Annotated in this window: 12 protein-coding genes; 6 read left to right on the top strand and 6 right to left on the bottom strand. The window is 70.9% G+C overall.

Annotated features, from left to right (window positions below; genetic code table 11):
• Positions 1-127 precede the first annotated feature (127 nt).
• The 4 genes from efeB to ACGFRB_RS20625 all read left to right on the top strand — a co-directional run bounded on the left by efeB (position 128) and on the right by ACGFRB_RS20625 (position 5,113).
• The gene (gene efeB, locus ACGFRB_RS20640; protein WP_363003791.1) at positions 128-1,357 is read left to right on the top strand and encodes an iron uptake transporter deferrochelatase/peroxidase subunit; all 1,230 of its coding nucleotides are present in this window, start codon (positions 128-130) and stop codon (positions 1,355-1,357) included.
• Positions 1,358-1,523: 166 nt separating this feature from the next.
• A complete protein-coding gene (gene pheA / locus ACGFRB_RS20635; RefSeq protein ID WP_363003468.1) occupies positions 1,524-2,459 on the top strand; it encodes a prephenate dehydratase in 936 nt (311 codons plus the stop codon).
• 552 nt (positions 2,460-3,011) lie between these two features.
• On the top strand, positions 3,012-4,301 hold the full coding sequence (gene serS / locus ACGFRB_RS20630) for a serine--tRNA ligase (RefSeq protein ID WP_363003470.1): 1,290 nt from the start codon (positions 3,012-3,014) through the stop codon (positions 4,299-4,301).
• Positions 4,298-5,113 (top strand): HAD family hydrolase, encoded by an 816-nt coding sequence (locus tag ACGFRB_RS20625; protein ID WP_393244776.1) that lies wholly within the window; start codon positions 4,298-4,300, stop codon positions 5,111-5,113. The genes serS and ACGFRB_RS20625 overlap by 4 nt, the downstream gene beginning before the upstream one ends.
• Positions 5,114-5,277: 164 nt before the next feature.
• Here ACGFRB_RS20625 and ACGFRB_RS20620 read toward each other — a convergent pair whose 3' ends face one another.
• Together ACGFRB_RS20620 and lpdA are read right to left on the bottom strand one after the other, a co-directional pair.
• Positions 5,278-5,883 (bottom strand): rhomboid-like protein, encoded by a 606-nt coding sequence (locus tag ACGFRB_RS20620; RefSeq protein ID WP_363003474.1) that lies wholly within the window; start codon positions 5,881-5,883, stop codon positions 5,278-5,280.
• A gap of 216 nt (positions 5,884-6,099) precedes the next feature.
• On the bottom strand, positions 6,100-7,503 hold the full coding sequence (gene lpdA, locus ACGFRB_RS20615; protein ID WP_363003476.1) for a dihydrolipoyl dehydrogenase: 1,404 nt from the start codon (positions 7,501-7,503) through the stop codon (positions 6,100-6,102).
• A gap of 186 nt (positions 7,504-7,689) precedes the next feature.
• Here lpdA and ACGFRB_RS20610 point away from each other — a divergent pair, with 186 nt between their 5' ends.
• Positions 7,690-8,463, top strand: coding sequence for a FadR/GntR family transcriptional regulator (locus ACGFRB_RS20610; RefSeq protein WP_393244774.1), 774 nt, complete (start codon positions 7,690-7,692; stop codon positions 8,461-8,463).
• Between the two features lie 80 nt (positions 8,464-8,543).
• Positions 8,544-9,860, top strand: a complete 1,317-nt coding sequence (locus ACGFRB_RS20605) for a CynX/NimT family MFS transporter (RefSeq protein WP_393244933.1) — start codon at positions 8,544-8,546, stop codon at positions 9,858-9,860.
• A 219-nt stretch (positions 9,861-10,079) separates the two neighbouring features.
• On the opposite strand, the gene ACGFRB_RS20600 is transcribed toward ACGFRB_RS20605, so the two are convergent.
• The 4 genes from ACGFRB_RS20600 to ACGFRB_RS20585 form a co-directional block, all read right to left on the bottom strand.
• Positions 10,080-10,799 carry an ABC transporter permease subunit gene (locus ACGFRB_RS20600; RefSeq protein WP_363003480.1) on the bottom strand — a complete coding sequence of 240 codons (720 nt, stop codon included), beginning with the start codon at positions 10,797-10,799 and terminating at the stop codon, positions 10,080-10,082.
• A gap of 16 nt (positions 10,800-10,815) precedes the next feature.
• Positions 10,816-11,730 carry an ABC transporter ATP-binding protein gene (locus tag ACGFRB_RS20595; protein WP_393244772.1) on the bottom strand — a complete coding sequence of 305 codons (915 nt, stop codon included), beginning with the start codon at positions 11,728-11,730 and terminating at the stop codon, positions 10,816-10,818.
• Positions 11,731-11,833: 103 nt separating this feature from the next.
• Positions 11,834-12,766, bottom strand: a complete 933-nt coding sequence (locus ACGFRB_RS20590) for an ABC transporter permease (RefSeq protein WP_393244931.1) — start codon at positions 12,764-12,766, stop codon at positions 11,834-11,836.
• 11 nt (positions 12,767-12,777) lie between these two features.
• Positions 12,778-13,845, bottom strand: coding sequence for an ABC transporter ATP-binding protein (locus tag ACGFRB_RS20585; RefSeq protein ID WP_393244929.1), 1,068 nt, complete (start codon positions 13,843-13,845; stop codon positions 12,778-12,780).
• Positions 13,846-14,139 lie beyond the last annotated feature (294 nt).

Genomic DNA, 14,139 nt, shown 5'->3' with positions numbered 1-14,139 from the left:
GTCCAAGAACAAGCTGGTGAATCCGTCTGTGAACACGTCCGCGAGCACGTCCGCGAGCACGTCCGGGGGCACGTCCGGGGGCGGCCCGGACGGAGACACCGCCGACACCACGAGCACCACCGTCGAGATGTCCCGGCGCCGGGTGCTCGGCACCCTCGGCGCGGCCGGTGCCGGCGGACTGGTGGTCGGCGCGGTCAGCGGCGCCGGGATCGCCTCGGCCGTCTCGGAAGGGTCCTCCGCCGGCGCGCCCGCCCTCACGACGGTCGGGTCGACCGAGGTGATGTTTCACGGGAAACATCAGGCGGGGATCAGCACACCGCTTCAGTCCCGCGGTCATCTGGTCGCCTTCGACCTCGTGCCGGGCGCGGGCCGCAAGGAGGCCGCCGCGCTGCTGCGCCGCTGGTCGGCGACGGCCAGGACGCTGATGGCGGGCGGGACGCCGGACACCGACACCGGTGTCTCGCTGGACGCCGGCCCCTCTTCCCTGACACTGACGTTCGGCTTCGGCCGCACCTTCTTCGACCGCACCGGACTCACCGCCCACCGGCCCTCGCAGCTCGACCCGCTGCCCGCCTTCTCCTCCGACGTCCTCGACCCCAAGCGGTCGGAGGGCGATCTGTGGGTGCAGATCGGCGCGAACGACGCGCTCGTCGCCTTCCACGCGCTGCGCGCCGTACAGAAGGACGCGGCCGGGGCGGCCCGGGTGCGCTGGCAGATGAACGGCTTCAACCGTTCGGCCGGGGCCACCGCCCAGCCGATGACGGCCCGCAACCTGATGGGCCAGGTCGACGGCACCAACAACCCCGTGCCCGCGCAGGCGAGCTTCGACCAGCAGATCTACGTGCCCGACACCGCGTCCGGCGCGCAGGCGTGGATGGCGGGCGGCTCGTACGCGGTCGTCCGGCGGATCCGGATGCTGCTCGACGACTGGGAGAAACTGTCCCGGGAGAAGCAGGAGCAGGTGATCGGCCGCCGGAAGTCGGATGGCGCGCCGCTGACCGGCGGCTCGGAGACCACCCCGCTCGATCTGAACAAGCTCGGGGCGGACGGCAAGACCGTCATCCCGAACAACGCGCACTCCAGGATCTCCGCCCCCGCACAAAATGGCGGAGCGTCGATGCTGCGCCGTCCGTTCAGCTACCACGACGGCATCGCGGCGGACGGGACCCCGGACGCCGGACTGCTGTTCATCGCCTGGCAGGCCGATCCGCTGCGCGGCTTCGTACCGGTGCAGCGCAAGCTCGACCGGGGCGACGCGCTGTCCACGTTCATCCGGCACGAGGCGAGTGGACTGTTCGCGGTGCCGGGCGGACCCGCCACGGGCGAGTACGTGGGCCAGCGGCTCCTGGAGGCGTAGGGCCTGTTCGCGGCATATGCCAAGGCGGCCGTCGGACCGGTGCGACGCCAACGCGACACCGGCCCGGCGGCCGCTTCGTCAATCCGTCACCGCCGCCCGCCCCGGCCGCGCGCCGAGGCGTGGACGGGCCCCGGGGACGGGGTTCGCTGCCATTAGGGTGACCCCTATGTCAGCCACCCGGTATACGTATCTCGGCCCCGAAGGCACGTTCACGGAGGCCGCGTTGCGTACGCTGCCCGAGGCCGCGACGCGGGAGCTCGTCCCGATGGTCTCGGTGCCGGCCGCACTGGACGCCGTACGCAACGGCGAGGCGGCCGCGGCGCTCGTCCCGATCGAGAACTCGGTCGAGGGCGGGGTGACCACGACCCTGGACGAGCTGGCGTCCGGCGAGCCGCTGACGATCTACCGCGAGGTGCTGCTGCCGATCGCGTTCGCGCTGCTCGTACGGCCCGGGACCACGCTCGCGGACATCAAGACGGTCACGGGGCACCCGGTCGCCCAACCGCAGGTGCGGAACTGGCTGCGGGCCCATCTGCCGGACGCGGTGTGGGAGTCGGCCGCCTCCAACGCCGACGGGGCCCGGCTGGTGCGGGAGGGCCGGTTCGACGCGGCTTTCGCGGGCGAGTTCGCGGCGGCGACGTACGGCCTGGAGGCCCTGGTCACCGAGATCCACGACGCCGAGAACGCGGAGACCCGCTTCGTGCTCGTGGGCCGGCCGGCCCGGCCGTCGGCGCCGACGGGCGCCGACAAGACCTCGGTGGTGCTGTGGCCGCACGACGACCACCCCGGCGCCCTGCTCGAACTCCTCCAGGAATTCGCGGTGCGCGGGGTCAACCTGATGCTCATTCAGTCCCGTCCGACGGGTGCGGGCATCGGCAACTACTGCTTCGCCGTCGACGCCGAGGGGCATATTTCCGACCGCCGGGTCGGAGAAGCCCTGATGGGGCTGAAGCGCTCGTGCCGGAAGGTGCGCTTCCTCGGCTCGTACCCGAGGGCGGGAGTCTCGGCCGGGGAACTGTCGCCGCTGCGGCGCGGCACCTCGGACACCGAATTCACGGAGGCCTCCGACTGGCTGGCCCGCGCACAGGACGGCCGGGCCTGAGCCGAGACCGCCAGGCCTGAGCCGAGATCGCCGGTCCCGGGCCTGCGCCGGAACGCCTGCGTCTGACATATGAGATGCGGAATGGCCGGGCCCGGCAAAAGGGAGGCCCGGCAGCGTGCTGTGTCGTACCCGCCCACAGCTCCGTCAAGTTATCCACAGGACCACAGCTCGACCTGGGGACAAGTCGACATGCTTACAGTGCCGCCGACGCCCCTTCCCGGCCGGCCCGGAACCCGTTCCGGCTCTCCCTTTGCCCCCATCGCCCGGTATCGCCGCTGTTGAGACGCCCTATCTCCACGAGGTCGCCGCTTTCCCCGGGCGAAAAGGGCGGGAAAATCCCTCGGCCACCCCTCCTCTCCCCGTCCACAGATTTTCCGCACAGCCTGTGGATAAGTGAAGCGAAGGTGGGGAGGAAGGCGTGTGCCCGTGCCTAATCCGTGCCCCGTCACTCCGCCCAAGGAAAGGAAAGAAAGGAAATCAATTCGGGCAAAACGGCACAGAACTCTCTTTTATGGAGGGCGGCTCTCCCTGCCACACCGGTAGCCTGGTGGGGTGATTGACCTTCGCCTGCTCCGTGAGGACCCCGACCGTGTTCGCGCCTCCCAGCGCGCCCGTGGAGAGGACGTCGACCTTGTCGACGCCCTGCTCTTCGCCGATGAGCGGCGCAGGTCGTCCGGCGTCCGCTTCGACGAGCTCCGTTCCGAGCAGAAGGCGCTCGGCAAGCTCATTCCCAAGGCCACTCCCGAGGAGCGGGCCGAGCTGCTGCGCAAGGCAGAGCAGCTGAAGACCGACGTGAAGGCCGCCGAGGCCGAGCAGCAGGAGGCCGACGAGACGGCCCGCGCCCTGCTGCTCCGGATCGGCAACCTCGTCCACACCGACGTTCCCGTCGGCGGCGAGGAGGACTTCGTCGTCCTGGAGACGCACGGCACGATCCGCGACTTCGCCGCCGAGGGCTTCGAGCCCAAGGACCACCTGGAACTCGGCGAGGCGCTGGGTGCCATCGACGTCGAGCGCGGCGCCAAGGTCTCCGGCTCGCGCTTCTACTACCTGACCGGTGTCGGCGCCCTGCTGGAGCTGGCCCTCGTCAACGCGGCGATCGCCCAGGCCACCGAGGCCGGCTTCATCCCGATGCTCACCCCGGCGCTGGTCCGCCCGCGCGCCATGGAGGGCACCGGCTTCCTCGGCCAGGCCGCCGAGAACGTGTACCACCTGGAGAAGGACGACTACTACCTGGTCGGTACGTCCGAGGTGCCGCTCGCCGCGTACCACATGGACGAGATCATCGAGGCCGACAAGCTGCCGCTGCGCTACGCCGGCTTCTCGCCGTGCTTCCGCCGCGAGGCCGGCACGTACGGCAAGGACACCCGCGGCATCTTCCGCGTCCACCAGTTCGACAAGGTCGAGATGTTCTCGTACGTCGCTCCGGAGGACGCCGAGGCCGAGCACCGCCGTCTCCTGGAGTGGGAGAAGCAGTGGCTCACCTCCCTGGAGCTGCCCTTCCAGGTCATCGACGTCGCCACCGGCGACCTCGGCGCCTCCGCCTCGCGCAAGTTCGACTGCGAGGCGTGGATCCCGACCCAGGGCAAGTACCGCGAGCTGACCTCCGCCTCCAACTGCGACAGCTTCCAGGCCCGCCGGCTGTCCATCCGTCTCCGCGAGGAGAAGGAGGGCAAGAAGGCCGTACAGCCGCTGGCCACCCTGAACGGCACGCTGTGCGCCGTCCCGCGCACCATCGTGGCGATCCTGGAGAACCACCAGCTCCCCGACGGCTCGGTGCGCGTGCCCGAGGTGCTGCGTCCCTACCTCGGCGGCCGTGAGGTCCTGGAGCCGGTCTCCAAGTGAGCACCTTCCCCTACCGTCTGGTCGCGACGGACCTCGACGGCACACTGCTGCGTGCCGACGAGTCCGTCTCGGTCCGGACGCGCGAGGCGCTCAAGGCGGCCGCTGCCGCCGGCGCGGCGCACATCATCGTGACGGGCCGGGGCGTCAACTGGACCCGCCCCATCCTCGACGACCTCGGCTACGAGGGGATCGCGGTGTGCGGGCAGGGCGCGCAGGTCTATCACGCGGGCGAGCGCCGGCTGCTGACCTCGCTGACCCTGGACCGGAGGCTCGCCCAGGCCGCCATGACCAAGCTGGAGACGGAGGTCGGGCCGCTGGCCCTGGCCGCCAGCCGCGACGGTCTGGACGGCGAGGTCCTGGTCGGACCCGGCTACCGGCACCAGGACGGGCCGCTGCCGTACCTCCCGTTCGAGAACCCTGCCGACGTGTGGGCAAAGCCGCTGACCAAGCTCTACATCCAGCACCCGACGCTGACCGACGACGAGCTGACCCGGGTCGCCCGCGAGGCCGTCGGCGGCATCGGCGGCATTGTCGATGTCGTTTTGGCCGGTCCCGACATCGTGGAGATCGTGCCGCTCGGGCTCAGCAAGGCGACCGGTCTGTCGCTGGCCGCGCGCCGGCTGGGGATGAAGTCCGCGGACACGATCGCCTTCGGCGACATGCCCAACGACATACCGATGTTCGGCTGGGCGGCCCACGGCGTGGCCATGGCCAACGCCCATCAGGAACTGAAGGCCGTGTCCCACGAGGTGACCGGCTCGAACGAGGAGGACGGCATCGCCGCCGTCCTGGAGCGTCTGCTCGACGCCTGAGGTGCCTGACGAGGCCGTACGCCCGGCTACCGGGCGTACGGCCACAGGCCCCGGCGTACGCCCACGGGCCCCGGCGCACGGTCACTCGGCCGGACATACGGAAGCGGGGCGGCCCACGCGGTTCGCCGCCGCGTGCTCGAAGCGGCCGCCCCGCTCCCGTTCCTCTAGTGTGCGCCGCCCTCCCCGCCGCCCTCCAGCGGTTTTTCCCTGCTCAGCGGCCAGAAGGCCAGCCCGATCAGCAGCGAGACCGCGTGCCCGAGATCGGTGTACGTGTGGCTGGTGACCAGCGGCACGGCGAAGAACACCACCGCGCCGCCCAGATAGAACCAGCGCCACGGCCGCGGCAGCCGGTACGTGAGAAGGCCGGCCGAGGCCGCGAGTCCGTAACTGACCCCGATGTCCACGACATGCGCCATGCTGCGCGGCACATCGTGGTCCTGGATCGACTGCAGCACCACCTTCTGGCTGATGAGCGTGGCGGCGGCATGCGCGGTGACGACGACGACCAGCCATTTCAGCGTGCCGAGCCAGCGCTCCACGGGCGCGTGCAGGATCTCGAAGAGCACCACGTAGAGGGGCAGGCTTCCCGGGTCCTCGATCCAGAAGGCGCTGCCGAGCAGCGCGCGCGTCGGATGGCGGGCCAGCTCGTAGAGATTGCTGCTGTTGCGGTGCATCAGATAGCGGTCGACCGATTCCGGGGCGAGCGCGATCACAAGGCTGGTGAGCGCGACGACCGCCAGCCACACATGCGTACCGGGTGACGAACGCACCCACGACCTCATCGGTCGGGACGGTTCGCCACCCGGTACGGGGGAGTCGGTGTCGCTGTCACTCGGCACGTTTCCGTGCCTATCACCTCGAAGAGGGTGAACCGTGAGCGAAACCGGTATATCGCCGAGAATCCTCCATGAGCCGGGCGGAACCCCGGCTCATGGGGACGAGCACCGGCTCATCGAGCGAGTCCCGACGTGTCGGGACCGGCCGGATCAGAAGTTGATCATGTGGCCGGCGAGGCCGTGGATCGCTTCCTTGACGGCCTCACCCAGGGTCGGGTGGGCGTGCACGTTGCGCGCGACCTCGTGGACCGTCAGGTCCCACTGCTGGGCCAGGGTCAGCTCGGGCAGCAGCTCGGTGACGTCCGGGCCGATCAGGTGGGCGCCGATGATCTCGCCGTACTTGGCGTCGGCGATGATCTTCACAAAGCCGGTCGGGTCGCCGAGGCCGTGCGACTTTCCGTTCGCGGTGAACGGGAACTTGGCGACCTTGACGTCGTAGCCCCGCTCGCGCGCCTGCTTCTCGGTGTAGCCGAAGCTGGCGATCTGCGGCTGGCAGTAGGTCGCGCGCGGGATCATCGCGTAGTCGAGCTCCATCGTCTCGGCGTCGGCGAGGGTCTCGGCGGCGATGACACCCATGGACTCGGCGGTGTGCGCGAGCATCAGCTTCGCGGTCACGTCGCCGATGGCGTAGATGTGCGGCACGGAGGTGCGGCAGCGGCCGTCGACGTCGATCGCACCGCGCTCGGTGAGGGCGACACCGGTGTTCTCCAGGCCGTAGCCGGTGATGTTCGGGGCGAAGCCGATGGCCTGGAGGACCTTGTCGGCCTCCAGCACCTTCTGCGCGCCGTCCTTGCCGGTGACGGTGACGCGGACCTGCGGGCCGGACTCGTCGATGGCCTCGACCCGGGTGGAGGTGAGGACGTCGATGCCGAGCTTGCGGTACTGCTTCGCCAGCTCCTTGGACACCTCCTCGTCCTCCAGCGGGGCGACCCGGTCGAGGAACTCGACGATGGTGACCTTGGTGCCGTAGCTGTTCAGCACGTACGCGAACTCGATGCCGATCGCGCCGGCACCGGCGATGATGATCGACTGCGGGGCGTCCTCGGCGAGGATCTGCTCCTCGTAGGAGACGACGCGCTCGCTGCGGGCGGTGCCGGGCAGCATCTTCGGGGAGGCGCCGGTGGCGATGACGCAGTTGTCGAAGCTGATCGTCTGCGTGGTGCCGTCGGCCTTCGCCACCTGAAGGGTGTGCGCGTCGAGGAAGGTGCCCCGGCCGTCGAACTCCGTGATGCCGTTCTTCTTCATCAGGTAGTGGACGCCCTTGACGCGGCCGTCCGCGACCGTGCGGCTGCGGCGGAACGCCTCGCCGTAGTCGAAGGAGACCGTGCCGTCGACCTTGATGCCGAAGGTCTTGGCCTCGTGGGTGAAGATGTGGGCCAGCTCGGCGTTGCGCAGCAGCGCCTTGGTCGGGATGCAGCCGACGTTCAGGCAGACACCGCCCCAGTACTTCTCCTCGACGACCGCGACCCGCTTGCCCAGCTGGGCGGCGCGGATGGCGGCGACATAGCCGCCGGGGCCAGCTCCGAGTACGACGACGTCGAAGCGGTCTGACATGACTGACTCCCGAGGGTGATGAGGGTGTTGAGTCCGCGTACGTGCCCACAGTAGCTCCGCCGCTCCTCGCACTCCCGACGCTCCCGGCACTCCCGGGACCCCGGCGCATGGCAGTTGTAGGATGACTGGGCAACCGGGCGAATGAAGGCTGCGGGAAGCGAAGCCGAGGGACCGCGGAGGACGGCGATGGCATTGAAGGCGGCGGGACGGACCTCGCTGGTGGACTCGGTGGTCGGACAGCTGCGCGCCCAGCTCGCCCAGGGCGAGTGGGCGGTCGGCGACCGCATCCCCACCGAACACGAACTCGCGCAGCTCCTCGGGGTCGGCCGCAACACCGTCCGCGAGGCGGTCCGCGTGCTGGTCCACGCGGGACTCCTGGAGTCCCGGCAGGGCAACGGCACATTCGTCAGGTCCACCGCCGACCCGGCCGCCGTCCTGGGCGGCGTACGGCGCGCGGGCGCGCGCGACGTCCTGGAACTGCGCGCCGCCCTGGAGGCCGAGGCGGCCCGGCTCGCGGCGGTCCGGCGCGACACCCACGACCTGCTGCGGCTGCGGGCGGCCCTGACCACCCTGCGCGAGGAGGGCGACCGCGACGCGGACGCCGACCTCGCCTTCCACCTCGCGGTCGTCGAGGCCACCCACAACACGGCCTTCCGCGAGGTGTACCGCTTCTTCTCCACCCAGGTGCACGAGGTGCTGAGCAGCGCCCTCGGCGACCGCGCGATGCCGCCGGTGGACATCGACGCGCACGAGGCCGTGGTCGTGGCCATCGAGCGGGGGGACGCGGAGGCCGCGTCGGCGGGCGCCCGCGAGCTGCTGCGGCTGCCGATGGAGACGAACCTGCTGCTCGCGGGGGCGGGCGGAGGCGACGACGGTACGAACGCCGCCGACGGCGGCGTCGGTGGCGTCGGTGGCGTCGGTGGCGCGGACGATACGGCAGGGCCGGAGGTGTCCCTGTGACGGAAGGGACTTCCGGAACGACGGCCGTGAGTCCGGGGGCCGCCGAGCGGTCCTCGATACGGTCCGCCACCGAGACGACCATCGAGACGGCAGCCGGGACGACCGCCGGGACGACCGCCGCACCGGGTCCGCGCCGCTCCCGGCTCGCCCACCCGGCGCTGCTCCTCCTCGCCATCGTGCTGGCCTCGCTCAATATGCGGGCCGCCCTGTCGAGCGTGTCACCGCTGGTGAGCGAGCTGGCGCAGGAGTACGGGCTGTCGTCGGCGACCGGCTCCCTGGTGACCTCGGTGCCCGTGCTCTTCCTGGGCGCCGGAGCCGTCGTCGCGCCCTGGCTCGGCCGGCGCTACGGCGCCGAACGGGTGCTGTTCACGGCCCTGCTGCTGCTCGCCGCGGGCGTCGTCGTCCGCGTCCTGCCGTCGACGGCCGCGCTCTTCGGCGGCGGTGTCCTCGTCGGCACCGCGATAGCCCTGCTGAACGTCCTGATGCCCGGCCTGGTCAAGCGGGACTTCCCCGACCGGGCCGCGGCCATGACCTCCGTCTACACGGGCGCGATGATCGCGGGCGCCACCCTCGGCGCGGCCGCGTCCGTCCCGCTGGAGCGGGCCCTCGGCGGCTGGCGCGGCTCTCTGGCCTCCTGGTCGGTGCTCGCGTGCGTCGCGGCCCTCGCCTGGCTGCCCCAGCTCCTGATACGCCGGGCACCGTTCCAGGCCCACACGCGCGTGGGCGCGGGAACGGGCGCGGGAACGGGTGCGGGCGCGCAGACGAGTACGGGCGCGGGCACGGCTCCGGCGGTGGCTCCGGAGACGGTGGCGCACGCCCTGGAGCGCCGCTCCGTGTGGCGCTCGCCGCTCGCCTGGCAGGTGACCCTGTTCATGGGCTTCCAGTCGCTGTGGACGTATGTGCTGATCGCCTGGATGCCGACGATCTTCACCGACCACGGCATGGACCGGTCGACCGCCGGTGTCGTCTTCGCCTTCAACAACCTGGTCCAGGTCGCGGGCGCCTTCGCCGTCCCCCTGCTGGCCGGCCGGATGCGCGGCCAGCGTCCGCTGATCGCGCTCGTCACCTCGATGGTCGCGGCCGGCTACGTGGGCCTCATGGTGGCCCCGGTCGAGGGTGCCTGGCTGTGGTCGGCCGCCCTCGGCATCGGCCAGGGCGGGGCGGTGGGCCTCGCGCTCACCCTGATCGTGCTGCGCTCGGGCGACGCGATGACGGCCGCCCGGCTCTCCGGCATGGCCCAGACCGTCGGCTACCTCCTCGCCGCCTTCGGCCCGCTGGCCGCCGGCACCCTGCACCAGGCGACCGGCTCCTGGACGGCGCCGATCCTCACGGTCCTCGGCGTGTGCGCGGCGGCGCTGGTGGTGGGGCTGCTCGCGGCCCGCGATCGTACGGTGTGAGAGCGGGCTCGTACAGCGTAAGAAACCTGGTCCCGAAGGGCTCTTGAAGCGAGGGAAGCACTACGGGCTCCGGGCGCGCCTCTTCGAAGGAGACGGCGCCCGGAGCCCGTTCGCGTACCCGTACACGTGCGTGGACCCGTGACGCGGACCCATGACCCGTACGCGTACCGCTACGCGTACTTCTACGCGCGTGTGGAAACGTCCGTACGCTCCGTACGCCTACTCCTCGCCCGCCACGCTCATCGTCCGCAGCTTGTACCCCGCGAACCAGGTCGCCACGACCGTCACGGCGGCCAGCAGCACCACGGCCGTCGGCAGTCCGACCTCGGAGCTGACGAGCCCGTCCCCGGTGACCTTCTCGGCCAGCGCGAGCGCCCACTGCTGGACGCTGAGCGTACGGGCGCCCGCGATCAGCGAGCCGAACAGGGCCTCCCACACCAGGGCGTAGACCAGACCGATCACGACGGCGTGCCGGCTGACCGTGCCGAGCAGCAGGAAGAGCGCGCTGTACGCGATGGAGGCGACGAGAGCGGCGACGGTGTAGGCGACGGCGACCTGCTGCCCGTTGCCGTTCAGGATGTACCCGGCGATGAACGTCGGCAGGGCCGAGAAGACCATGGTCACGGCGATGGCGACGATCAGCTTGGTGAAGACGATCACCGGCCGCTTCACCGGCTTGGCCAGCAGATAGACGATCGAGCCGTCGTCGATCTCCGGTCCGATCGCGCCGGTTCCGGCGATCACGCCGATCAGCGGCACCATCGTGGCGAGCGCGAACCCGCCGAGGACGTCGGCGGCGACCTGGTCGTCGGCACCGTTGAACATCCGGACCGCGGCGGCGATCAGGATCAGCATCGCGGGCAGCGCGAAGAGGATCAGTGCCCGCCTGCGGCCGAGCAGGGCCCGGTAGGTGAGCCGGGCGACAGTGGGGTTGTACATGGGAGTCGGGCTCCTTTCAGGCCGCTACGAGATACGAGAAGACGGATTCGAGGGACTCGTCCGACGGCGAGACCGTCAGCAGCCGGATGCCGCGCTCGCGGGCGACCTTCGGCAGCAGTTCGGTGAACCGGCCGAAGTCCACGGCCTGGATCCGCAGTCCCCCGCCGTCCGCGTGGTCGACCTCGATCCCGGCCGTCGACGGGTCGGCGATCAGCGCGGCGGCCAGCGCCCGGTCGTCGCTGGAGCGCACCAGATAGCGGTGCGGCCGGTCGGTCATCAGCCGGCGGATACGGCGGAAGTCGCCGGAGGCGGCGTGCCGTCCGGCCACGATCACCTCGATGTGCGAGGCGAGCTGTTCGACCTCCTCCAGGATGTGCGAGGAGAACAGGACCGTACGGCCCTCGGCCCCCATCCGGCGCAGCAGCTCCATCAGCTGCATGCGCTGGCGCGGGTCCATGCCGTTGAACGGCTCGTCGAGCAGCAGTACGGACGGCTCGTGGACGAGGGCCGAGGCCATCTTCACGCGCTGCCGCATGCCCTTGCTGTACGTGGAGATCTTGCGATCCTGGGCATATTCCATTTCCACCGTGGCCAGCGCCCGCCGCGCCTCCTCGTCGCCGAGGCCCTGCAGTTCGGCGTTGGCGACGACGAACTCGCGCCCGGTGAGGAAGTCGTACATGGCCTCCCGCTCGGGGACGATGCCGATCGAGCGGTAGACGGACTCGTTGCGCCAGATCGTCGCCCCGTCGAGGGTGACGCTGCCGGCGGAGGGGGCGAGGAAGCCGCCCATCATGTTGATGAGGGTGGACTTCCCGGCGCCGTTGGGGCCGAGCAGGCCGGTGACACCCGGGCCGATGGTCATGGTGACGTCGTTGACGGCCACGACGTTGCCGAACCAGCGGGAGACATGGTCGATGGTGAGAACGCTCATGAGCGCGGCCCGTTCTGGTGAAGGGGGCGGGGGCCGGCACCGGGGCGGAGGCCGGAGCCGGAGCGGGTACCGGGGCTGAAGAGGGAGCGGGGGCCGGGGGCGGTCACAGGCCGACCTTCCGGTAGCGGCGCATCAGCACCCCGTACGAACCGGCGATCAGGGCGAGCACGACCAGCAGATAGACCACGCCGGCCCCGGCTCCCGGCGCCACGGCGTCACCGCCGGGGAACGCCGAGGTCCCGCCCAGGAAGGCCGAGTTCACCCCGTCGATGAGGGTGATCGGTGAGAAGAGGCCGATCCACTGGATGGCGCCGGGGTTGTCGGTGCCGTAGGCGATGCCCTGGAGCGTGGAAACCGCTCCGTACGAGATCACCAGCGTGGCGATGACGGCGGCGACACCGAACCCGCGGCGCGGGGTGAGGGCGGCCATGACGAGGCCGATGCCGCCGAAGAGCAGCGACAGCAGGGCCACCGACGCCAGGCCCTCGCCGAACATCCTCGTCTGCGTGGCGAAGTCCATCTTGGCGAGCAGCGATCCGATCCACATGATCAGGAGAGGCGAGGCGGTGAGGACGAACAGCGCCGAGGCCATCGCGCCGAACTTGGCGAGGACGTAGTCGACGCGCTCGATCGGGCGGGCGAAGTACAGCGGCACGGTACGGAACCGCAGATCGCGGGAGACGGACTGCGGGGCCTGGGCGGCCACGAAGATGCCGATGACCATCTGGAGGAACACCGCGTACTGGGTGTAATCGATGGCCAGCTTCGACGACTTGGTGAACACCGCGACCGCCACGACGATCAGCGCGGGCACGCACATCACGGCGGACAGCAGCATCGGCAGCACCTTGGACTTGGCGCTGCGGCCCAGTCCGTACGCGCCGCGCAGCGACTGCGAGAACAGCGCCTGGCGGGCGGCGGCGCGGCCGAGGCGGGGGCCGTCGTAGCCGCGGTATCCGATGTTGTGGATACGGGTGGCCTCGGGGCCGGAGCCTCCGGGCGCGCCCGCCGGGGCGGGTCCGGGAGCGGAGGACATCGGGGATGTCGTCATCGCGTCGGCACCTCCTTCTGGTTCTGCGGGTCCTGCCCGTGCGGCTGCGCGTGATCCTGGGCCCGCGCGTGCGGCTGCGACTGAGCCTGCAGCTGCACCTGGTCCTGGGCCTGGGCCTGGGCCTGGGCCTGGTCGGCGGAGGTGAAGACCTCGGCGATGTGGTGGCGGCGCTGTTCCATGCGGACCAGACCGAGCCCGAGGCCGGCGACGGTGTCGCGGACCAGGTCGTACGTCTCCTCGCCGGGCGCCTCCAGGAGCAGGATGTGCCCCGCGCCCGGCAATCCGTCCTCCACGCCCGCGTGGAGGGTGACTCCGGCGGCGGTGAGCGCGGCGCGCAGGGCCTCCGTGCCGTCCGGGTGCGCGTCGGAGTCGGTGACCTCGACCGCGAGGGTGGCGGTGGTGCGGGTGAAGTCGCTGGTGGAACTGGAGCGCAGGAGCCGGCCGCCGTCGATGACGACGACGTGGTCGCAGGTCCTCTCCAGTTCGCCGAGCAGGTGCGAGGTGACGAGGACCGAGATCCCGAAGTCCGTCCACACCCGCCGGATCAGTCCGAGCATCTCGTCGCGGCCGACCGGGTCGAGGCCGTTGGTCGGCTCGTCGAGCAGCACGAGGCGCGGGTCGTGCACGAGGGCCTGGGCCAGCTTCACCCGCTGCTTCATGCCGGTCGAGTAGCCGCCCATCGGGCGGTAGCGCTCCTCGTACAGACCGACGTGGCGCAGGGTGTCGGCGGTCCGCTCGCGGGCGGCGGTCGCGGGCAGGCCCGACATCCGCGCCATGTGGACGACGAACTCGGTGGCCGAGACGTCGGGGGGCAGGCAGTCGTGTTCCGGCATGTAGCCGACCTGCTCGCGGATCCGGCCGCCCTCGGTGGCGACGTCGAGCCCGAGGACTTCGGCGCGGCCCTCCGTGGCCGGGGACAGACCGAGCAGGATCTTGATCATCGTGGACTTGCCGGCTCCGTTGGCGCCCACCAGTCCGGTCACACCGGGCCCGATGTCCAGGGAGAGCCGGTCGAGAGCGGTCACCCGGGGGAACCGCTTGCTGAGGCTTTCGGTCGCGATCACAGTCACGCAATCGACGGTAGTGGCGTGCGTCACGGCCGTCGTCAGACCAGCGGTCCGATCCGTCTCCGTCTCCAGGTGTACGGGGCCTTAGGGGCCGTCCGGCGGGCTGAGGAGGGACAGGTCCCGGGGGGTGTACGGCGGATCTCGGCCGGGACCGGGGCCGGACGGGGCGGGCGAGCCGGCCCCCCGTCCAGCCACGGCTCCGTTGTCCACAGGCTCGCGCACACCCCTTGACGCAGCCGCCGACCATTGTCACATTCATCAGTGTCAAGTTACGGCTACGTAGCGCAGCCG

It is taken from the genome of Streptomyces sp. NPDC048718 (assembly GCF_043198875.1).
Taxonomy (GTDB): domain Bacteria; phylum Actinomycetota; class Actinomycetes; order Streptomycetales; family Streptomycetaceae; genus Streptomyces.
Note: the sequence above shows the minus strand (reverse complement) of the source record. Positions and strands in the feature narration are given on the sequence as shown.